The sequence below is a fragment of the Thermoflavifilum thermophilum genome (assembly GCF_900116565.1).
Lineage (GTDB): Bacteria > Bacteroidota > Bacteroidia > Chitinophagales > Chitinophagaceae > Thermoflavifilum > Thermoflavifilum thermophilum.
On sequence record NZ_FPCJ01000001.1, the window covers coordinates 1,426,935 to 1,449,829 of the forward strand.

General features: G+C 52.1%; 16 protein-coding genes. 3 read left to right on the forward strand and 13 right to left on the reverse strand.

The window, feature by feature from the left end; all coding sequences use genetic code 11:
- Nucleotides 1-72 precede the first annotated feature (72 nt).
- Complete coding sequence (locus tag BM367_RS06140) at nt 73-3,582, forward strand: efflux RND transporter permease subunit (protein WP_092458977.1); 3,510 nt, start codon at nt 73-75, stop codon at nt 3,580-3,582.
- A gap of 145 nt (nt 3,583-3,727) precedes the next feature.
- On the opposite strand, the gene BM367_RS06145 is transcribed toward BM367_RS06140, so the two are convergent.
- The 12 genes from BM367_RS06145 to BM367_RS12095 form a co-directional block, all read right to left on the reverse strand.
- Entirely contained in the window at nt 3,728-4,921 is a 1,194-nt protein-coding gene (locus BM367_RS06145) for a Gfo/Idh/MocA family protein (protein ID WP_092458979.1), read from the reverse strand.
- Between the two features lie 47 nt (nt 4,922-4,968).
- A complete protein-coding gene (locus BM367_RS06150; RefSeq protein ID WP_092458981.1) occupies nt 4,969-6,225 on the reverse strand; it encodes an MFS transporter in 1,257 nt (418 codons plus the stop codon).
- Nucleotides 6,226-6,362: 137 nt separating this feature from the next.
- Nucleotides 6,363-7,400, reverse strand: coding sequence for a glycosyltransferase (locus BM367_RS06155; protein ID WP_092458983.1), 1,038 nt, complete (start codon nt 7,398-7,400; stop codon nt 6,363-6,365).
- Nucleotides 7,385-8,380, reverse strand: coding sequence for a glycosyltransferase (locus BM367_RS06160; RefSeq protein ID WP_092458985.1), 996 nt, complete (start codon nt 8,378-8,380; stop codon nt 7,385-7,387). The genes BM367_RS06155 and BM367_RS06160 overlap by 16 nt, the downstream gene beginning before the upstream one ends.
- Nucleotides 8,370-9,368: a glycosyltransferase family 2 protein gene (locus BM367_RS06165; protein WP_092458987.1), complete on the reverse strand. Its 999-nt coding sequence runs from the start codon at nt 9,366-9,368 to the stop codon at nt 8,370-8,372. The genes BM367_RS06160 and BM367_RS06165 overlap by 11 nt, the downstream gene beginning before the upstream one ends.
- A gap of 6 nt (nt 9,369-9,374) precedes the next feature.
- The gene (locus tag BM367_RS06170) at nt 9,375-10,262 is read right to left on the reverse strand and encodes a glycosyltransferase family 2 protein (protein WP_177224126.1); all 888 of its coding nucleotides are present in this window, start codon (nt 10,260-10,262) and stop codon (nt 9,375-9,377) included.
- A 48-nt stretch (nt 10,263-10,310) separates the two neighbouring features.
- A complete protein-coding gene (locus BM367_RS06175; protein ID WP_092458991.1) occupies nt 10,311-11,327 on the reverse strand; it encodes a polysaccharide deacetylase family protein in 1,017 nt (338 codons plus the stop codon).
- Nucleotides 11,308-14,250, reverse strand: a complete 2,943-nt coding sequence (locus tag BM367_RS06180) for a glycosyltransferase (protein WP_092458993.1) — start codon at nt 14,248-14,250, stop codon at nt 11,308-11,310. Before BM367_RS06180 ends, BM367_RS06175 begins: the two co-directional genes overlap by 20 nt.
- Nucleotides 14,240-15,487 (reverse strand): ABC transporter ATP-binding protein, encoded by a 1,248-nt coding sequence (locus tag BM367_RS06185; protein WP_092458995.1) that lies wholly within the window; start codon nt 15,485-15,487, stop codon nt 14,240-14,242. Before BM367_RS06185 ends, BM367_RS06180 begins: the two co-directional genes overlap by 11 nt.
- 21 nt (nt 15,488-15,508) lie before the next feature.
- Nucleotides 15,509-16,348: an ABC transporter permease gene (locus BM367_RS06190; protein WP_177224127.1), complete on the reverse strand. Its 840-nt coding sequence runs from the start codon at nt 16,346-16,348 to the stop codon at nt 15,509-15,511.
- Entirely contained in the window at nt 16,296-16,670 is a 375-nt protein-coding gene (locus tag BM367_RS12165) for a hypothetical protein (RefSeq protein WP_177224128.1), read from the reverse strand. Before BM367_RS12165 ends, BM367_RS06190 begins: the two co-directional genes overlap by 53 nt.
- 28 nt (nt 16,671-16,698) lie before the next feature.
- Nucleotides 16,699-17,646, reverse strand: a complete 948-nt coding sequence (locus BM367_RS12095; RefSeq protein ID WP_143103967.1) for a T9SS type A sorting domain-containing protein — start codon at nt 17,644-17,646, stop codon at nt 16,699-16,701.
- On the opposite strand from BM367_RS12095, the gene BM367_RS12100 reads away from it, so the two are divergent.
- Nucleotides 17,617-17,922, forward strand: a complete 306-nt coding sequence (locus tag BM367_RS12100) for a hypothetical protein (RefSeq protein ID WP_143103968.1) — start codon at nt 17,617-17,619, stop codon at nt 17,920-17,922. The genes BM367_RS12095 and BM367_RS12100 overlap by 30 nt on opposite strands.
- Before the next feature lie 93 nt (nt 17,923-18,015).
- Nucleotides 18,016-18,390 carry a hypothetical protein gene (locus BM367_RS12105; RefSeq protein ID WP_143103969.1) on the forward strand — a complete coding sequence of 125 codons (375 nt, stop codon included), beginning with the start codon at nt 18,016-18,018 and terminating at the stop codon, nt 18,388-18,390.
- Here the strand turns inward: BM367_RS12105 and BM367_RS06200 are convergent.
- Nucleotides 18,345-22,841, reverse strand: a complete 4,497-nt coding sequence (locus BM367_RS06200; protein ID WP_092459001.1) for a beta strand repeat-containing protein — start codon at nt 22,839-22,841, stop codon at nt 18,345-18,347. The two genes, BM367_RS12105 and BM367_RS06200, sit on opposite strands and share 46 nt — an antisense overlap.
- Between the last annotated feature and the right edge of the window lie 54 nt (nt 22,842-22,895).

Sequence of the window (22,895 nt, forward strand, 5' to 3'; positions counted from 1 at the left end):
AATTTATTCTTATACAGGAAAATCTTTTAGCATTCCCGTTGTATATCGCCTTGTTGCTTAAATGATATTCACATGAAAGATATTTTCAAGGAATTTAAACCCTCGAGTTGGGCAATTGATCATCGTACCAGTATTTATTTGTTTACGATTATTCTTACGCTGGCTGGCATATTTGCTTACATCAATTTACCCAAGGAACAATTCCCGGAAATAACGATTCCTACGATTTATGTAACCACTACTTATCCGGGTACCTCGCCAGAAAACATGGAAAAGCTGGTGACCAGGGAGATTGAAAAACAATGCAAAACCATCAAGGGGGTGAAGCATATCACCAGCAATTCATTTCAGGATTTTTCGCTGGTGAAGATTGAATTCAATACCGACGTAGATATTAAGACTGCCAAGCAGGATGTGAAAGATGCCGTGGATAAAGCGAGGGCATCTACTGATTTTCCGAAAGATCTGCCGCAGGCGCCAGATGTATTGGATATCAACCTGTCTGATTTGCCTATTTTGTATGTAAATATTTCCGGTAATTATGATTTGCGTAAGCTGAAAAAATTTGCGGATGACTTAAAAGACAGAATTGAAAGCTTGCCTGAAATCAGCCGGGTAGATGAAGTGGGCGCACTGGATCGGGAACTGCAGGTGAATGTAGATATGAACAAAATGGCTGCAGCCAAGCTATCGTTTAGCGATATTCAGCAGGCGATCGCCAATGAAAATCACACTATTTCCGGCGGTAATGTGAAAATGGATGGGGTAGATCGTGACCTGACGGTCAAACAAGAATTTACCAATCCCTCCCAGGTTGCCAACCTGATTATTCGTACGCCCACCGGTGGTGAAGTGTATTTGAAAAATATTGCCCAGGTAATTGACACATTCAAAGAACAGGAGAGTTATGCTCGTTTGTATAACCAGAATGTAATCACCCTGAATGTGGTGAAACGCAGCGGGGCTAACCTGATTGATGCCTCCAATCATGTACGGGAAGCGATTGCTGATATGCAACAGCATAATTTTCCGAAAGATCTGAAAATAGTGATTACCGGCGATCAGTCCGACAGGATTCGTACAACCCTGCACGACCTAATCAACACCATCATCATAGGTTTTATTCTGGTGACGGTAATTCTCATGTTTTTCATGGGGGCTACCAATGCGATTTTCGTGGGACTTTCGGTTCCATTGTCTATGTTCCTGGCTTTTGTGCTGATGCCAGTATATGGATTCACACTGAATATGGTGGTGTTGTTTTCTTTCTTGCTGGCATTGGGGATTGTGGTGGATGATGCCATCGTGGTGATTGAGAATACCCATCGCATTTTCAACAATGGAGCAATGGATATCCGGCAGGCAGCCAAGATGGCCACGGGTGAAGTGTTTTTGCCTGTACTGGCCGGCACACTCACTACGCTGGCACCCTTCATTCCGCTGGCTTTCTGGAAGGGTGTGGTGGGTTCGTTCATGTTCTTTTTGCCGGTTACGTTGATTACCACTTTGCTGGCTTCCTTGTTTGTTGCTTATATCATCAACCCCGTATTTGCAGTTGATTTCATGAAGCCTCATGATCCGGCGGGCACCCATCGTGGCAAGTGGACCCGGGGTATGACGGTTACGACCATCATCCTGGGAGCCATCGCATTGATCTTTTATCTGGCAGCTATCTTTGCCGGCAGCAGAGGCGCATTCGGGCTGGGCAATTTCACGCTCACCATGCTGGCCATTCATTTGTTGTACAGGTTGCTGATTGAGCGCTGGGTTCATCATTTTCAGCATGACTTATGGCCGCGTTTTCAGGCCTGGTACACACGTATGCTTCGTAAAGCATTGGTGCATCCGGTGAAACTGGTGTTGGGGACTACTGCACTTTTTGTTGTGGCCGTTCTTTTTTTCGCGATCCGTAAACCTTCGGTCGTATTTTTCCCCAGCACCGATCCCAATTTTGTGTATGTGTACATCACCATGCCAATTGGCACCGATCAGGCTACCACCAATGCGGTTACGCTTGAGGTAGAACGTCGGGTAGACAGTGTACTGGGTATTGATCCAGCTCACGGGAAATACAATCCTGTTGTGAGCTCCGTTATTTCCAACGTAGCCGTGGGTGCAGCCGATCCCAATAGCGACGATGCTTTTGGTACCCAGCCCAACAAGGGGAAAGTAACCGTGGCTTTTGTGCCCTACAACGAACGTCATGGGGTTTCTACCTGGACTTATCTGGATAAGATTCGCCAGGCGGTGAAAGGGATACCAGCCGCAGAAATTACAGCCGATAAGGAAGCCAATGGTCCACCTTTACCCAAGCCGCTGGTGGTGGAAATAACAGGTGATGATCTGGATTCGCTGATTGCGGTTTCAGAACGATTGCGTACCTATATCCTGCAGCAAAATATCGGCGGTATCGAGGATCTACAGTCGGATTTCCATAACAACAAACCCGAAGTGATCTTTGATGTGGATCGGGAGCTGGCCAACCGCAACGGGATTTCTTCCGGGCTGATCGGACAAACCTTACGAACGGCGGTTTTTGGGACGGAAGTAAGCCGGTTCCGGGATCCCCGGGCTGATGAAGATTATCCCATTGAGCTGCGTTTATTGCCCGACCAGCGAGACAATGTGGATATGCTGCGCAACCTTACTTTTACCTATCGGGATATGGCATTGGGGGGTATTATTCGCCAGGTGCCGCTGTCGGCTTTTGCCGATATCCGTTACACCACCACCTACGGAGGCATCCGTCGCAAGGACCAAAAGCGCATCATCTCCCTTTCGTCTAATATCCTCACCGGATATAATGCCAACCAGGTGGTGCATCAGGTGGCCGAAGCCGTAAAACGGTTCCCTTTCCCGCCGGGTATTACGGCACGGATGGGCGGCGACCAGGAACAGCAACAGGAAACCATGGGCTTCCTCACCACGGCCATGATGGTGGCTATTGGATTGATATTTCTGATTTTGGTAACCCAGTTCAATTCGTTGAGCAAGCCCTTGATCATATTGAGTGAGGTGTTCTTCAGCCTGATTGGCGTACTCATTGGCGTTTCGCTGTTCAAGATGAACATTTCCATCGTGATGTCAGGTGTGGGCATGGTGGCGCTGGCGGGTGTGGTGGTGCGCAATGGTATTTTGCTGGTGGAGTTTACCGATTTGATGATCGAACAGGGCATGCCCATCCGCGAAGCGCTGGTGGAAGCCGGCCGGGTGCGTATGACACCCGTATTGCTCACAGCTTCGGCTACTATTCTGGGTTTGATTCCCCTGGCCTTTGGGATGAATATTGATTTTGTCACGATGTTTACCGAGCTAAATCCCCATATCTTCTTTGGCGGTGATAGTGCAGCCTTCTGGAGTCCCTTGTGCTGGACCATGATCTTTGGATTGGCTTTTGCTACCTTTCTTACCCTGGTGCTGGTACCTGTGATGTATTTGATTAAATACAAGCTCAGCGGCATGAAAGGATTTTATGGTGGCAAATGGGTGGAATTCACGGCATTGATCCCGCCCTTGTTTTTCTTTTTGGTGCTGATTTACTGGTGGTGGGGCAGAAAGGCTTATCCTGTTCCGCAGGGATAAAGAGCTGCAGCGAAGCCGCGAAAGTCCTGCATGCTGGAGTAAAAAGCTGTGGTGGAATGAACATAACCGCCCTGATTGATCATGCAAATCAGGGCGGCAAGAGCTTGCATCGAAGGGGACTCTCAAGCAAACGGTAAAATGTTTTTCACCCCACTACCCGCTCTATGATTTCCCCGGTTTTTTTATCCTTTAAAATCAGTTTGCGGGCGCCGTAGTGGGTGGTTTCTTCTTTCACGAGGTAGTATTGTGCATCGTAATCCGGCAGGGTGCGATCTACGTGTACTTCCGTTTGTCCGCGCCATATTTCCAGCTGTACGGGCTCCCATTGTTTGGTTTGTGCTGAGCGGTAAGCCGCATCCAGGATGGCATTCACCACATAGCCATCGTAAAAGGTTTCCCGGGGCTGGCGGCCCTGTTCCAGGGCATTGAGCATATCGGTGAACATGTGTTGATAGCCCAGCTCGTTGAGTTCATCGGCTACGGGGAACAGCCAGCCGCTCTCGCTTTCGGCTTTTTCGGCCGTATAGCCAGTACCTTTGCCCGAAGTAAACATTTCAAATCCGGTGCGCAGGAAATTGTTGATCCACAGGGTGCCTTCGGTGCCCATGACTTCGTCGCGCAGGTCCAGGCCGCCGCGGAAGGTCCAGCTCACTTCAAACTGGCCGATGGCGCCATTGGCATAGCGCACCAGCCCGATGGCATGGTCTTCAGCCTCAATGGGTTTCACCTGGGTATCGGCCCAGCACATGACTTCCAGGGGCCGGATATCTTTGCCAATATAAGTGCGGGCAATTTCCACACAATGGCAGCCCAGATCGATGATGGCGCCGCCGCCGGCCAGTTCTTTGTTCCAGAACCAGTCGCTGTGCGGGCCCGGATGGGTTTCGCGGGATTTGGCCCAAAGGATACGGCCCAGCGCACCCTGGCCGATGAGCTGCTGGGCTTTCAGGCTTTTGGGCGTGTAAACCAGATCTTCCAGATAGCCATGAAAAATACCGGCTTTTTCCACGGCCTGCAGCATGCGCAGGGCTTCGGCTGCATTGCGTCCCAGCGGCTTGGTAATCATCACCGCCTTGCCGGCGTTCACACAGGCCATCACGGCTGCTTCATGCAAATGGTTGGGCAAAGAAATGCATACAATATCCACTTCAGGCCGGCTGATGGCTTCTTCCATCCGGGTAGTCCACACCGGCACCCGATAATCCTGCGCAAATCGCTCGGCACTTTCAGCTTTCCGGGAATACACGCTCACAATGCGATCGGGGCGCCGATGGCTCACCAGGGCATCGGCATAAAAGCGGGCTATGAAACCCGAGCCCAACATGGCAATTCCGGCCATAGACTGACTGTTTTGAATTAAAAAAATGAAGTTTTTCCATTTTAGCTTCAGCCTGCGGTGGCTTGTTCAGCTGCTACCTGTGCTTCCACCTTTTTATCCCGGAAAGCAAGCACAAAGAAAATCAGCACAATTAAGGCGAAGATGGAGGGAATCCACCAGAACTGGTTCCATTGGTTCAGCGTAAGCTTTTCAGCTCCGCCCAGGAAACTGTTGTACACTGCACCTGCGATCTGGGCACCAATGAGCATACCCACCCCGTAAGTAACCAGCACAATCAGTCCCTGTGCCTGTCCGCGGATTTCAGGTGTGGACTTTTTATCCACATAAATCTGTCCGGTTACAAAGAAGAAATCATAGCAGATGCCATGCAGGGCTATGCCTACAATGATCATCCACACGATTTCGTGAGGCGCCCCGAGGGCAAACAGGGCATAGCGCACCGTCCAGGCCAGCATGCCCATAGCCAGCATCCATTTCACCCCGAGACGACGGAAAAACAGGGGCATCAGCAACATGAAAATCCATTCCGACATCTGGCCAATGGTTTGGGTAGCGGCTATATTTTTGAACCCCGTGCCTTCCAGGAAGAGCTGGGTGAAATTGTAATAAGCTGCCAGGGGAATGCAAATCAAAAAGGAACACAGCAGGAAAATGTAGAAAGGTCCGCTTCCCAGTTGCTTCAGGGCATCGATGCCGGCAATGCTGCGGATGGATACCACCTTGCCGGCAGCGGGAGGCGGTGTGTGCGGCAAGGTGAAGCTATACAGCCCCAGCAACAGGCTGGCAACAGAAGTGAGGTAAAGCGGCATGGCCGTTTGTTCGGGCCGCAGGCCATTGCTCACAAAATATACGCCCACGAAGCTGATGAACAACCCGGCCACAATCCAGCCAATGGTACCGAACACCCGGATCGTGGGGAAGTTTTTCTCCTGATCGGTGATATGGTGAAACGTCAGGCTGTTGGCCAGGCTCATGGTGGGCATGTAGCAGATATTATAGGCCAGCAGCAGCAGGATGAACAACAGCGGATGGGCTACAGCTCTGGGTGTGAGGAACATGAACAAGGCGCCCAGCAGGTGCAGCACCCCCAGCACGCGTTCGGTAGCAAAGTAGCGGTCAGCAATCAGTCCCACAAAAAACGGCGCGATGATGGCGGCAATGGGATTCACGGTAAAAGGCCACTGGGTAATGTTTTTCATGCCATGATTCGACATGAATACGGCCACTGTGGTGTACCAGGCTCCCCAGATGAAAAATTCCAGAAACATGAGCAGGGAGAGGCGAATACGCAAACTCAACGGCATGGTAGTGGATTTTTTAAACGATGGTTAAAACGTTTCGGGCACGATAATAACAAAATTTCCGGAGTCGGCACATAAAATTTTACGCCAATCAGGCAAGGTTTTGTGGAGGTTGCCCGGATGAGTTAGTAGCTCCAGCCTCAATGTCGGGCTTTATCTTGCAGGTGTTGATACCATTCCACCAGCCGGGGCCAATTGTTGTGGCAAATTTTTTTGAGATGCAACAAATGATAGATGCGGAGCCCATGATAGAAGAGACGAAGCCGGAATACGGTCTGCTGGCTCTTTGAAGGGAAGGAAAACAATCGCCGAATGAGCATGGAAGCTATCCGGAAAATATGATAACCGGCTTCCTGAAGAGCCATCCAGCGCACAGGCCATCGGGAATATCCCATGTGAAGCGGCAATGAACGGTAAAGCAGCAAAATGTTTTCGGAAACAGAAGCTTCGCGAATAAATCGTTGGTAGTAGTTTAGCGCCAGGCGGTGTGCTTCGATGTAGTGAACGAATTGCATCCGCGATTCAAACCATAAAGGATAGCCAGCCAGCTTAAGAGCTGCACAAAGTTCGTAATCACCGCCTGAGCTGAGTTGATTTCCTTGCCTGTCGGTAAGCAGCCAGCGGAATCCGGCATGGTAAATTTTCATGAAAGCTGGCTTCCACAGAATGCTTCCGGCGCCATACAATTGTTTGGCAGGACCCGATTGTGGGGCCTGGGGGCCGCAGCCAAACAGGTGAAACTGAGGAGCCCAGGGTGGAGGGGTGGTTTCAAAAACCGCAAGGCCTTGTCCACCCAGCATGCCGGGAGGCGCATCCTTTCTTGCAGTTAAGATCTGGCAGGCTATGAGCAGGTAATCGGGCAACAATCCATTGTCATCATCGCAAAGCAATACATACGGATACCGGGCTTCCAGAATACCCCGCAGCCGGGCATGCGACAGGCCCAGCCGTTGTTCTTCCAGAGGCCTGACCTCAAAAGCATGTGCATACCCCTGCCAATATTCCCGGGCAAAAGGCATCGTGCCGTCGGTAGAAGCATTGTCCACAATGAGCAATTCTATGTTCCATCCTTCGGGAAGGAGCAGCGAGCGCAGATGCCCGAAGCTAAGGGGCAGCCGGGATATGCTGTTGTGGCAGCACATCAGGATGGATATGCCTGGAGTTAATGAATCTGACATAGGATTTTCAGATATAGTTTGATTGCATGTGATGACAACAACGCCTTCGGGTGAAGCCGGAAGGCTTGTTTGAGCTGGTTTAAAGTGGGTTTAAAGCCTGCTTTCAGGTGCCAGAGCCTATAAGCAGTACGAATTGCATATCTTGCATAAAATTGACGGGCCTGCCGGGCGCATGCAGAATATGAATCTTTCGGCACCCAGTCTTTCATCCACACAATCACTTTTCTGATATCGTGCATATCCTGCCCGGTAAGGGCTGAACGGCCCGATATAGAAGCCTGATGCTGGCGATAGGCCGCCCGGATAGTTGGAGTATAGGCTACCGGGAAACGGGCGGTGATGCGAATCCACATCAGCCAGTCCTCTCCATAGTGTACACCATAGAAGCCTCCAATTTGTTCATAAACCTTTCTCCTCACCACCACAGATGGGGTCTGAATGCGCTGACGACTGGCTATCCGGCTCAGCCAATCTGTTAGCAGCCCGGCTTTGTCGGCTTCCGGTTCGGCCGGATACAGCGCATGTCCATTTTCATCAATGTACAAATACCGACAGAAAGCCATTCCTGCTTCCGGGAAAGCACTAAAAAGCTTTTCCATTTCCTCATAAAACCCCGGCAATACCAGATCATCACCATGAAGAATATGAATATATTCACCCTTTGCCCTTTGGATTGCCGTGTTGAGGTTATGCAGGCTGCCCACATGGCAGGGCTGACGGTAAAAGCTGATTCTTCCCTTGCCGATTTGCTCAACCAGGCTTTTCACATCGGCATCTGTGCTGGCATCGTCCATTACTTCCACTTGCATGAGATGGGTAGGCAGTGCCTGAGCCAGCACGCTATCCAGCGTTTTTGGCAAATAGGCCGAGCAGTTGTGGGTGGGAATCATCACCGACCATCGCAGAGGGTAATCATGCAAAGGCGTTATCAGAGGTGGCTCCTGCGGAGTTCTTGGCAAAAAAACGGATTCAGATTCCATGGTGTTTGATTGATTGCCAGACCATTTGTTTCCAGAAAGCCGGCCCTGAAAGAGCCGATCTCAGAAACCGGGCGCGTTGCCGGAAGGATAACCGGGCGGCCATTTGTTGAATCATCCAGTTTCGTTTGTATTTCCAGATATACAGGATATCAGGTACAACCCGGTTGGGATTGTCCAGATGAAGCAGGCTTTGGGAAAAAACATCCAGCCAGTGCAGGCATTGCAGCATGTCCTGAACACCGGTAAGTGACTGGTAGTCATACTGAAAAGCTTGTTGATAAGCTTCAGGGGGCAGTTCCGGATACACCGACAACCAAAGTTTTTTCCTCACTTCCTTCAGGCTTTCCGCATATTCTTCCCGGTGCAGATAGCGGTGAAGGCTTTTGCCATGAATGCGGTAACTGAGCAGAGGTTCGTCAATGCCTCCGATCAGATATCGTTTCAGGATGCGGGCAAACAAGTCATAGTCTTCTGCAAAAGGAAGCTGGTAACCGCCAATAGCCTCAATAGACTGACGATGAAACATAATGGCCGGATGGAAAATACAGCACTCAAAATGAAGGGTATAGTACAGATAGGCCGCAGGAATGCCTTCGGTGCCCAGATATCGGCCCTGTTCATCCATGAGATGCACCCTGCTGGTAACCATTGCACAGCGGGGATGCGCTTCCAGATAGGCTATTTGTTTAGCCAATCTCCAGGGATGGCAAATATCATCCGCATCCATTCGGGCAATCCATTCAAACTTGGCCAACGAAATGCCCTCATTCAGCCTGCGGGTTATTCCGCCCCTTTCTGCACAATCCACTATGCGGATGCGTTTGTCTTGGGTAGCATACATTTCGCAGATGGGGAGTGTTTGATCGGTAGAGCCGTCATTGATAATCAGCAATTCAAAATCGCGATACGACTGTCCGAGCACGCTGCGAATGGCAGCTTCCACATAGGTTTCTCCGTTGTATACCGGCATCAGGACGGTGACAGGCATAGCCGTTTAGGGTATAAATCTGAAAATCTGATTTTTAATTTGTTTCCAGAAACTATATTCCGATCGAGCTTGTCGCAGGGCTTTTTCCACACGCGGGTCGGGAAGCCGAAAGTGGGCCTTCAGGTAATGTTCCAGCCAGTGGAAATAGTACCGATGTATTTCGTATTCATGATGGTTTTGCTGCCAGCTACCCATCAGGGAATCGGGTCGCTGGCGATAGCGATTCAGGCAGGTCGCAGCAAAATAAACCGGTTCCTGCAAGTAAAATTTCATCAGAAAGGCCTGATCTTCAAACACCATGTAAGGTCCAGAAAAGGCAGTTTCAAAGCCATCCAGTTTTTTCAGGGTTTCTGTTTTCATCAGCAGGCTGCTGGGGCAGGGAGCTGCGCCCTTTCCCAAAGGATAGAGCGTGAGGGCGGCTTCGGGCGGATCTATGCGAGCGTCCAACCGGATGCCCGGATAGATGATTTCGTCCTGGCCGGTATTGGATTGGCCTGACCAGCTGTACCAGTAGAGTGAGCCTTCGCCAAATAAGCCACACTCGGGAAAGCGCCGGGCAAGCCTTATTTGTGTTTCCAGCTTTTCCGGTAACCACACATCGTCGGCATCCAGCAAGGCCACATATCGGCCCCGGGCGTGGGATAGCCCCAGATTGCGGGCAGCAGGCAGCCCGTGGTTACTGTGATCCGGATGGTTGAGCAGGTAAATACGATCGGGATAGCGTTCAGCCCATTGCCTGGCAATTTGTGCACTTTCATCGGTCGTGCCGTCGTCAATGAGCAGCAATTCCCAGTCCCGATAAGTTTGCATTACCACGCTTTCAATAGCCTCTCCGATAAACCGGCCCGCCTGGTAAAACGGGATGAGAACGCTTACAGTGGGGTTTGAAGGCATGGATGAATATTTTTGCACCATTTTTTCTGGATGCGATAAGCCCAAACTTCAGGATGCATGTGCAGCCTGGATTTGCTGAAACAGTTTTTCCAGCAGCAGATGCAGCTCCTCTGCCGTCCAGCTGCGTGCCCAGAGCCGCGGAATTTCATGCGCCGTTATGCCAGGGTTATCCAGTTCGGCAGCCGTGGTGCAGGCCAGTTTATAGCCTGCTTTTTTCACCAGTTCTGGTGTCAGCTCGTTGTAATGCCCGTGCGGATAGGCAAATACCTCGACCGGCTTGCCGATAAGCTCTTCCAGGTGTTGTTTGTTTTCTATGATTTCTTTCCATTGTTTGCGTCGGGGCAGCAGTCCCAGTATCTGATGGTAAAAACCATGCCCACCAATGGTTACGTAGGGACTTTGGGCCATTTCGCGCACATGGGCTTCGGTTAGCATGGCAGGAAGTATGTCGGTAGTATGGCCGCATTTTTTCAGTAAAGCTTTGGCCCATTTATCCTGGCGGTTTGAATTGACCTTCATCCGCATGTGCCAGGCATGATAAGCAAACATGTCATCATTCACCTGCGGGGTTACCAGCAGGCTCATCCTGGCCTGTTCATCAAATACATCAGGTCCGGGCAAAATACCTTTCAAATCTGGTATAGGATCGTGGTCCAGAAAAACATGATCTACTACTTCCCACCAGCAAATCCGGGCCTGATGCGGGCCACCGGCAAGGTATCCGGACGAGATAAAAAAGGTGGCCGGCAGCCGGTAGCGTTGCAGCAGAGGGAATACTTCGGTGTAATGTTCCAGATAACCATCATCAAAGCTCAGGCAAATCATAGGTTTCCCACTCACATGTTCTGCAGGCTCCAGCAAATCCATCAGAGGCCTGACCTCATAATCTGAGGACAACAAATGAAGCTGTTCCTCAAAAGCGGCACGGTCCACACACATATTCCAGGGATCAGAGGCATGTACCTGTCCGATATGATGATACATCAGCACGATTGCGTTCAGCCGGAACGGGGATGCAGGAGGATCTGGCTGCCGGTTGGTTCTCTTAAAAAGATTGTGAAGCATGGTTATTTGATTTTATTGTAAGATGTTTAATTGCACAGGCGGCTATGATGACGGGGAAGTGCGGGTCATGATCATTTTTTTCGGCATCCGTCAGCTCATCTTCGACCAGGCCATATAAAAACGCAGTGGCTGCCAGCACATTGCCATAGGTATGCAAGTTCAGGTTTTCTGGCGCAAAGGATGTGCGCAGCAGGCGGCTGAGTGACGTACTGGTAAAAGAGCCCTGCCAGCTATCCTTCCACTCATCGTGATCAATGGGAGTAATGCCCGGCACGGTGAGCAGGAGGGCCCCGCCGGGCTTCAGCAGGCGGCTGCATTCGGCAATCGCCCTTTCGGGGCAGGCCAGCAAATGCAGGGTCTGGGTAAGGATGATGCAATCCAGCTGGCCATCGGCCAGCGGAATATGGTCGTTCAGATCACCAACCACCGTTACGCCCGGATGTTCAGCCCGCACATGCAGTACATCACTGCGGCTTACCTGATCTCCCCCGAATTGTCGGGTATAGCTGTTGTCACCTATTTCCAGTACATGCCCCCGTATGCAATGCCGATAATGAAACAAAAAATCTTCAATGTAGTAGCGGTCTACCGGTTTCCCCCGATCAAAGCCGAAGCGGGCACTGAAGGGGCGGGTTTGCCGGAGATCTCCCCACCTGGTTTGTCCCCTGGGTGGTACATAGGCTGCCACCCAGGATTCGCTGTACCGGGAATGGCGCTGTAGCCGTGGGAAGAATCTGCTGATCATGGCTCGTATTTTTTTATAGATCAGATGCATCCCTGCCCGCAGCAATGACCTGGGCCTCCATCTGATACACAACATCCATTCAGCCGGCGAAAGGGAATATTTTCCATAAAAATAACGGAATTGCAGCCTGCGAAGCAATTCCCCGGCGTAATATTTTTTCCAGATTTTTTTGCCACTGGCGTAGGGCGATTGTTGCTTCAGCTGTGGCCAGCGTTCATAGTGGCGGCGCAGCACATGCAGCACCTGATGCAGCATCCAGCCCACCTGGCCCGACATGTTTTGCGGGTGCAGGCGGTAGGCAGCCACCCTTTCCAGATGGCTATGGATTCGGAACAGGCGTGCGGCCCGCAGGTAAAGGTCGTAATCTTCGGCGGCCCGCAGGGTTGTATCGAATTGCAGGTAATGAAACACTTCGCGGCGGTAGCACACGGCTGCATGCATGCCGATATAATTACCCTGCAGCAGAGCGGTTTCCGGGTCGGCTGGCACATCGGTAGGCTCCCAGTTTTGCAGCAGGCGCCCCTCCGCTGAAGTTTTGTCGTGATGGCCGGTGATGATAGCCGCCTCCGGGTGGGCGGCGGCATGCCGGAGCTGGGTTTCAATGGCGGCGGGATAGAGCCAATCATCCGCATCCAGGAAAATAATCCATTCTCCCCGGGCATAGCCAATACCCGTATTGCGAGCGGCTGCCAGGCCCTGGTTTGCCTGATACACATACCGCACGCCGGGGAAGAGTGCGGCCACAGCGGCCGTATCGTCAGTCGAGCCATCATCCACCACCAGGCATTCCACATGGGGGTAGGTCTGCTCGAGCACGCTCCGGATGGCATCAGGTAAATAATGGGCCTGTTGATAACAGGTGATGACTACGCTCACCAGGGGTGATGGAGAGGCGGGTGGTAACACGATGGGACCTGCTGGCTCGGGATAAGGCGGCTGATGGCGGTGTCGGAAAGCATATAGCCAGCCGGCGAGGAAGCCCCGCAGCTCGTCGGCCCAGGTGTGGTAGGCATCCCGAAAACGGTAACGGAGCGCTTTCCGGAAACGTTGTGCATAATATGCAGGTAAGGTTCGGGTCAGGTGCTGCCAGTCAGCTTTTCGCCGAAACTGGCGATAGCTGATCCAGAGCGCCGTGGTGAAACCCCGCAGGTAGGAGAAAATTTGTTGATGCAGCTCTGGCAGGGTGGTCCGGTGGTGATGAAACACGACAGCGGCGGGCTCATAGCGAATGGCGTAATCCTGGACCAACAACCGATACCAAAGTTCCGAATCGCCATTGCAGCCGGCAGCTCCGGCATCGAGCCGCTGATCAAAACCTCCGCTGCCTGCCAGCACCGATTTGCGAAAAGCCATGCAGGCGCCGGCACCGATTTCCCAGACGGGGACGAGTGGCTGCTGTTGGTTGAGCCGATTACCGGTATAGGTTTGGGGAATGAACCCCCGCTGGAAGCTCCAGTAAGCTTCAAAGAGGCGCTGTGCGAGGGTGTCGAGTCGGGCCGGCAGTACCAATCCGGTGAGGGCATGGATTTCGGGATGCTCGATAAAAGTGTTTTTCACTGCCCGGATGAGAGTTGGGTACACCTGCACGTCGTCGTCAATATACAAGACAATATCGCTGGTAGCAGCTCGCCAGCCGGCGTTACGGGCATAGTCGAGTCCGCAGCGGGGCTCATCAATCAGGCGCAGGCCGGGCAGGGTTTCTTCCGGTAGATGAAGTGGGCCGGGGGTGTTGTTCACCATCACGATTTCATCGGGCTGGGGTTGCAGTTTTTGTATGCTATGGAGGCATTCCCGGAGGGCTTCGGGTCGGCTGCCTGCAGTACAAATCACCAGCGCAACCGATGGATGCCGAGATGGGGCTGCAACCACTTTGTCTTGCATACTCATCTCCAGCCAATCTTTCATTTGCCTGTGCATCTCCGGCCAGGCAGGAGGTGTGGCCAACCATCCCGCCCGATGGGCCACTGCCGGCCAGGCACACGCCCAGAGCAGTCGCTCCCATTCCGGTTGGCTCACGGGCAATGAGCATTCGCGGGTATCTATCAGTCCCAGCGGCAGGTCTTCCCACCACACCACCAGCAGATGGGGCACGGCAAAATAGCCAATCCACGTTTCCGGATCAGCGAGAGGTGCCGCGAGGTTGATATGCTGGATGCAGTAGGGCTGATCAGTCCGCATTTTCAGAAGGTTTCCATGTCATGGCAAATTGTGGCCGCACGTAGCCCATGCGTCTTTCCGCTTCTGGGAATGGGGCCCTGTGCACATTGCCGGCAATATCAAAGACCAGACAGGCATCTACCTGGCTATGATCGCCGGTCTGCAGGTCAGTCAGAAAAACCGACAGGTAGTAGCTGCCTTCGTTTAAAAAGTCGCCAGGGATTTCATATTCCAGCATCCATTGACCCGGGGGTAGCGACAGGGGTGTGCTGGGCTGTTCAAACAGGCATTCTCCCACGAGGGTAAACAATTGCAGGCTGAGCTGCAGATGGTGGACGGTTGCATGCGTGCGCAATTGCAGGCAGATCTGCAGCGGGGTATGCACATCCGGCACGTGCTGACCTTTGGCCAGCCGGGGATGCAAACGGGCTCTGGTCAGGCTCAGCTGCTTCCAGCAAAAAGGAGGATTGGGCTGCCAATCCCAGAGCTGGCCTGACTGGGCTTTGAGGTAGGCGCCGATGACCTGATGGGGAGGCCCTTCAGCGGCGATTTTTCCGTAGTCGAGCCAGATGGCCCGATGGGCAATCTGACCGATAAGGGAAAGCTGGTGGCTGACCATCAGGATGGTGGTGCCTTCCTCGCGGGCAATTGTGCGGATGCGATGCAGGCATTTGTGCTGAAAAGCTGCGTCACCCACTGAAAGCACTTCATCCACGATCCACAGCTCGGGCCGCAGGAATGCCCCGATGGCAAAGGCCAGGCGGATATACATGCCGGAAGAGTATCGCTTGACCGGTGTGTCTAAAAAGGGTCCGATTTCGGCAAAATCCACAATCTCATCGAAACGGCTCCGGATTTCCCGGTTGCTCATGCCCAGGATATTACCGCTCAGGAAAATGTTTTCGCGACCGCTCAGCTCCGGATGAAAGCCCACACCAGCTTCCAGCAGGCTGGCAATGCGGCCGCTGCCCATTACCCTGCCCCTGTCGGGCAGGGTGATGCGCGAAATGATTTTGAGCAGGGTAGATTTGCCGGCACCGTTGGGGCCTACAATGCCCAATACCTCACCCTGTTGCACGGTGAAGCTCACATCGTCGAGTGCCTGTACGAAGCTGATGGGTGTGGATGATTTCTTTTGCCCGGAGCGCGTGCTCCACCAACTGAGTAGCGCTTCTCTCAGGCTGCTGGCCTGCGTGCCCAGATTACCCAAGCGATAGCGTTTGGAAAGGTGTTCGACCGATAAAGCAAGTGCTCCCATGGGGCATGGATACTGTTTAAACTAAATAATGTCCATCACTTTTCCGTCGCGCCAGCGGAAGGCCATCAGGCCAATGGCACACACAACCAGGCAAGCCAGGGCAGCATACAACATGCCGCCTATCTGGTGATATCCCGCACCTAAAAGCGCATAGCGCAGGTATTCCATCAGCGCGCTCATCGGGTTGAGCAGCAGCCAGCGTCGCAGCCATGAATGCACCATCGACAAGGGGTAGATGATGGGGGTAAGTATCCAGCCCAGGCGCAGCAAAAAATGAAGCAGGTTCTGGATATCCCGATAGCGGGCGCTGATGGCAGCCGCTATCAATCCCAGCCCCAGGCTGAGCAGGGCTATCAATATGATTACAGGAAGTGCAAGCAAAAGCTTCCATCCAAGGTGCAATTCGCCATGCAGGAGGTAAAAGCCCATGAGTCCGATCAGCAGCAGGCTCTGGATGCCGGCGCGGATGCCATGATGCAGCAGCGCAGCCAGTGGCACGATGATGCGGGGAAAATACACCTTGCTGAAGATATCGGCATAGCTATGATAAGCATACGAAACGGCAATCAGGCTTTCCGAGAAGAAGGTCCACCCAATAATGCCGGTCAGGTAAAACAAGGGAGCGGGCAAGCCATCGGTGGGTAAATCGGCCACCCGCTTGAAGATAAAGGTATAGGCTGCTATGCTCAGCAGGGGTTGCAACAACAACCAGAGGGGGCCTAAGATGGTTTGCTGGTAGCTGGTGAGCAGGTCGCGCCGCACCAGCCGCCACAGCAAGTCGCGATAGCCTCTCCTGAGTCGGGGCATTTCAGGGAATCCCCACCATCGTTGCTTGGCCGATATTTCCCAATGGGTTGGCATAATGGAAAGATAGATATTTTTTGATTGGGTTGATGGGCTTGCTGATGCTTGCCGCCATGCCAAACCCCTTTTCCCCGCCCCCATCCCTTTTTTCTCTCCCATCCCGAACGAAGTGAGGGATCTCCTTCAACAGTGTGCATACGATTCGGCGGATTCCTGCCTGCCGGCAGGCCTCGCAGTGGCGGTATGGGTGAGGAGATCCTTCGCTGCGCTCAGGATAGGGACGAAGGGGGAAATCAGGATGGGGACGAAGGGGTGTGGCGCAGGATGGGGAAGACAGGGGGTTTAGTGAATCACCACCTGTGGGTATTACCTGCATCAAACGGCGCAGGATGGGGAAGACAGGGGGTTTAATGAATCACCACCACCTTTTGCTGGCCCATGTAGCGATTGTCGCGGGCATCATAGAATTCCACAAAGTAGGTGGCATCGCTTAGCCCATGTACCTGAATATCCTGATCCTGCGCAACCACCCATTGCTTGAGTACCTGTCCGGGCACGTTCACCAGTTGCATGCGCACCGGGTGTTTCACATTACGCAGGTGCACGGTGAAATGTCCATTGTTCGGGTTGGGGGTGATGATGATCTGAATAGCCCAGGGCACCTTCATGACGCTGGTGTACCGAATACAGCCACTCAATCCCACCATTTTCACACGATAGTAAGTCCACTGGTCGGTAGGATTGTAATCGTCCAGGTGGTAGTACAGCATATTCATGCTGAAGCCGCCGGGAGCCTGGCTCTGGATGGTGTCGATATCTTGAAAGTCGGCTTCGCCCTGTATCTGGCGTTGCACCACGTAGTAGGCCATGTTGCGCTCGCCGTAGCTATGCCAGAACAGCTCCACATAGTCGGGACTGGTGCGCACGGCCAGCAGGTCGTTGTAATGCACGGAGGGGCACACATCGCCGCTGTAGATGAGTGTGCTCACCGAGAGGTATTGCCCGCCGGCAGTGGGGTTGCCCGGGTTGGGAGCTGATGTGCTGAGCTCCTGCCGCAGGTTCATGTAATGACCAGTGAGGCGGATGCCGCCATAGGCAATTTGCCCGCCGTATAGGCGACCCACGCTGCTGCGGTCAATATCCCACTGGCCCTTCACCGGGTCGTAGAGCGACACATAGCTGCTGTCGCGGTAGGCGCTGAAGCGTGGACCTTCGTCCGACTCCTGGTGCTGGAGTAGCACATTGTACTGCAGGCCGGGCGAGGACGATTGTAGGTACCAGGTTTTTTTCACATAGTCGAGGTCGTTGATGGAGTCACGCATGGCATGGGCAAACACGTGGTTGAACACGCGCATGCCGATGCGGCCGCTGCCGGCGGTGAGCATCACGGCGGCGGGAGCATAGCTATAGGCATCGGTGCCGATGGGGAAAGCTACGGCGCTATCGGTGGGGCGGAGGCGGTCGCGGTACAGCAGGCCGCCAATCACGCCGGTGTCGGTAACCACATAGCGCTGGTTATCGTAGCCGGTGATGAGGCCGGCATCGCCGTCGCCCACCAGCAGGTTCCAACCGTTCAGGTAGAGGCGGCCGGTTTCGAAGTTCAGCACATGGCGCACGTGGAGGTCGCCTAAGTCGCCCAGCTGCACGCCCTGCGGGTTGGCGATGCTAAGGTTGGGGAAGGCGGGGCCCTGGCCGGTAGTGAGGGCATAGCCGCCGAAAATCGTTTGCCGGCCGCCACCCGCCGGGGGCAGGAAGCGGAAGAGGCCGCCCTGGCCGCTATGGCCATCGGCGCTCCCGTCGGGCAGCGAAGCCTGCATGCTGTTGGTCCACGATGTGCCGGCAAAGTTAACCACGGCGCCGGGCATGGTGCCCAGGCTGCCGTGGTTGATCATGGGGGAAAAGATGGACACCGTATCGTCGGGGAAAACAAACAATTGCCCTTTGTCCGGCACATAGGTGGCGTACGACTGACTCCAGGCCTGCATGGCTCTTATGATGTAGAGGCCTGTCATGAGGATCTGGATAAGGCGATATGGAAAACGAGCGTTCAATTTTACTGGATGATAGTAATGTTAAAGGATTGCGTACCAAGAGAATGATTTACCAGATATACGTAAGCACCACTGGTATAGTTATCCGTATTCACAAATTGTACTTCGATTTGGTTTGTGCCTGTTACTCTTACATAGCCAATGGAAAGGGGATCCAGCCTGTTCCTCGGGTTGATGATAATTGTTGCATTATTGCTTAATGAAAATCCGTTTGGTAGAGTGAGTGTAACTGTGACATAGTGATTTCCCCAGAAGCTGGTGTTGTCTGAGATTTGGACGTTGGGAATGCTTACGATATTATTTAATACCGTTCCCTGTTGCCCTAATTTGAAATTGCCATTCACATCGAGGTTGGCCTGGGGGGTGGTGGTATGAATGCCCACGTTATTGGAATTGTTTCCTAAAATGAAAGCATTCGCTTGATTAGTGGACACCCCGTTGCCGATAGCTACGCTGTTTTGTGCGCCTGCTGTAGCCGCATTGCCAAGAGCCACGCTTTGATATCCTGTGGCTTGTGCATTACTGCCCACAGCTATATTATTATTTTGCGTGGCAGACGCCGAATTGCCTATCGCAGTAGAAAGATATCCGGTTGCAGAGGCATTATATCCCACGGCTACAGACTGGCTGTCTGCAGTTGCATTAGCTCCAAAAGCCGCACTTCGATAAGTTACGTTTGATCCGGCACCCAAAGCCACGTCACTCTCCCCACCGGCTACCCCGATATACCCTGCATTTTGATTGTTTGTCTTAAATGTAAGTCCTTGATAATCAGTAGTTCCAATAAAATTGGATGAATGATTCGTGCCCGCATTTCCGGTCAGCGACCAGGCATTGAGTGCCGTTGATAGGTTCTGCCATTGAGGGGCTGCTCCGGCGCCCTGAGATACCAGCACCTGACCTGTTGTACCCGCATTCCCCGCCGGCATCAAAGCGCCGGAAAACTGGATATTGCCGTTTACATCCAATCTTTGTTGCGGATTCGTGTTTCCCAGGCCGGTATTTCCGTTATTGAGAATAGTCAGCATATCCTGATTCACACCACCTGTTCTTCTCCGGATCGAAAAGGCATCGGTGGCGAGTACATAGAAATCCCACCACATGTTTGCAGTGTTGGTTGCATCGTCGTTATTTCCCCAGATCAGTTCCACGGCAGGATTTTGGCCGGTATTGTTTGTGAATCGCCATACCCGCATCACAGCCGTCGGATCAATCAAGCTAAATGTTCGTCCCAAATTGCCGGGTGTGCCGGATTGCAATCTGGTGGTGGTCACACTGGTTCCAAATGCAGCCTGGCCATTGGCTTGAAAAGACACCAGTGGATTATTGGTGCCTATCCCCACGTTACCACCGGCAGTAATCCGCATTTGTTCCGTATTGTTGGTTTTGAACACCAGATCGTTGTTATCGGTAGTGCCGAGGAAGTTGGTGCCGGGTGTAGTGCCGCTGTTGCCGGTCAGATGCCAGGATGTGGGATCGGTTTCCAGCGTGGAAAGCGAAGTCCAGGAAGGCAGGTTGCCCGCTCCATTTGAAGTCAAGACCTGATTGGCCGTTCCGTAGTTCCCTGCAAGGCTAAGGCCTTTATCAAGCCTGAGGTTGCCGGTGAAATGGCTGCTGCCGTTAACGGTGAGCAGGCTATCGGGAGTCGTGGTGCTTATGCCTACCTTTCCATTGTCATAGATGATGCCACTCCCCAACGTATTACTCCCCGTGAACTTGGCAACATAATTCGTGGTACCGGATATATTAGCTGCAGGCAGGAAATTGGGCGTCCAGTTCACCCAGTTGGAGCCATTGTATTGTAATAACTGCCCGCTGGATGGGCTTGTAAGGGAAACATTATTCAGATTCCCCAATCCAAGCGATACAGCTCCTGTGCTTCCATTCACAGAAGTTACCGGGAAATTGATGTTTACATTGGAAGCAGATGTAATCCTGCCTTTAGCATCTACCGTGAACTGGCCGATCTGCGTAGAACTGCCATACGTACCTGCTGTTACCCCTGAGTTGGCTAAGGTTGTGCTGATGGAAGTGGTGCCACTGCCTGTAACATCACCTGATAGCGTTATCGTTTGATTGCCGGTTAAATAGTTGGGTGTCCAGGGCACCCAGTTTGTTCCGTTATATTGCAACAACTGCCCACTGGTAGGTGCTGTGGATGATACGCCTACACCTTGTAGCTGATTGGCATTCCAGATAGCAGAAGTGTTCTGAGCAGTTACGGTAAAGCTGGGATTGCTACCAACTGTCTGACTCCCACCTGTTATGCTTATCCCCGAACCAGCATTGAGGGTTACCGTCTTTGCAGTAGCTACGGGGTCAGTTTCGGTGTAAGAAGTCAGGTAGTTGGGCGTCCAGTTTTTCCATTTACCGGATGTGTTATCATATTGGAGTAATTGCCCATTGGATGGAGTGGTGATGTTGACATCTCCTAAATCAGCTAAATTAAGCGTTACCGCTCCTGTTTTTGTGTTTACAGAAGTAACGGGGAATGAAATAGAAACATTCGATGCACTGGTTACTCTGCCTTTGGAATCTACGGTAAATTGACCAACATGTGTAGCATCTCCGTATGTGCCAGCAGTAACCCCCGAATTAGCTAAAGTTACAGGTATAGATGTTGTGCCACTGCCTGTTGCATCTCCGGATAGAGTTATAGTTTGGTTAGCTGTGAGGTAATTGGGTGTCCAATTCTTCCATTTACCAGATGTATTGTCATATTGAAGCAACTGACCATTAGTAGGAGTTGTTATGTTTGCATCCCCTAAATCTGATAAATTAAGGGTTACTGCCCCCGTCTTAGTGTTTACAGAAGTAACAGGAAAACTTATAGATACATTAGATGCAGCTGTTATTCTACCTTTAGCATCAACAGTAAACTGTCCAACAGAAGTTGCGCTTCCGTATGTTCCTGCAGTAACCCCAGATGCTGGCAAATCATTAGCAACTAAAGCACGGAATGAAGGAGTTCCGCTTGTCCCATTAGGAGATGCAAATACTAAATTGGCCGATTGAGAAGCCAATCCTACGCTTATAGTACCTGAAGTAGTTACAGGAGAGCCTGATACGGTAAACACAGATGGCATCGAAAGCCCTACAGAAGTAACTGTACCCCCTGTTCCTGTAGCTGTTAATACTCCTGTAGATGAATTTAACGACAATCCGCTCCCCAAAATAATCTCCTGCACTGTCCCATTTGTTGCGGAATATCTCCCTAATAAAGTTCCTGCTGTTACATTCTGAATCTTAGAGTAGGTTACAGCTCCATTGTTTATGGTTAAAGTGGGGGACAAAGCTGTACTCCCGGATGCTGAACCGGATATATCTCCAGATGCAGTAAAAGTAATAGTCTGGTTAGCGGTTAGATAGTTAGGTGTCCAGTTGACCCATTTACCGGTAGAGCTATTATACTGCAATAGCTGACCATTGGATGGAGAACTGATGGTAGCATCTCCCAACATAGACAGGTTATAGTCCCCCGATGCCGGCGTTACATTGCCCGTCCTTGAATTGAAACTTAATACCCCCGTGTTGGATATAACACCCGTTGAGTTGTTTACCGATATGCCCATACTCCCACTGTAATAATTCCTGACATAATTTTTTGTGGTTAAGGAATTCGCAGAACTGGTATCGGCCTGCCAGGTTACGTTTGCAGAGCCATTATACCCCGATCCCGAAAGCCCATATCCTGCGCTGTGTGTACCCACAACAGACTGTGCCTGCCCCGTTGTGTTGCCGGTGCCTCCATTGGCTATGTTCAACACTCCGCCCAATGTAACAGCTCCTGCGGTAGCCGATGAAGGTGTTAACCCGGTTGTACCACCTGAGAACGATAGTACTCCCGTATTGCTGATCTGCCCCGTCGTACTGTTATACCCAATCCCTGTACCCGCCGATAGCTCCCCTCTCACCTTCTGCCAGAAATTGGAAATATACCCCGTGTCCATGGTCGTTGGTGTCCAGGCCGAACTCGTGCTGTTGTACATGAGAAACTGATTGGCCGTAGGCGCCGTCGCAGAAACCTTGACGTTCTGCAGGCTATCCGCATTCCAGATAGGTGATGTATTGGGCACCGTGAGGGTGAATGTGGGGTTGCTGCCCAGCTGTTGGGTGCCGCCCGCTACATTGATGGCGCTGTTACCAGCTGTTACGGATACGGTTTTGGCTGTAGCTACGGGGTCGGTTTCTCGACTGGCGAGGTTCACAAAGTCCACGATCTTCACCCATTGGCCATCTTTGCGGATCATGAGGCAGCTATCGCTGGTGCCCACGTAGTAGATGAGCATGCCATTGGGAATGGGGTTCGGATGAAAGGCATTCGTATCGCTGATGCGGGGCAACAGTAAGCCCTGGTTGTTGCTTTCCAGTTCCAGCAGGGCTGTTTTATCGATTGTCGTTGGGTTGTTTCCTAATTTCAGTTGCTGGGCCTGGCTGCTCAGGCAGGCCAGCAGCAGAAAAAGCAGGAAAAGCCATTGTTTGTATCTGGTTATTTTCATAGGTCTGGTTCTTAGGTTAACGCCTGTCGCGTTGTTTTTCATCCTGTTCCCGGT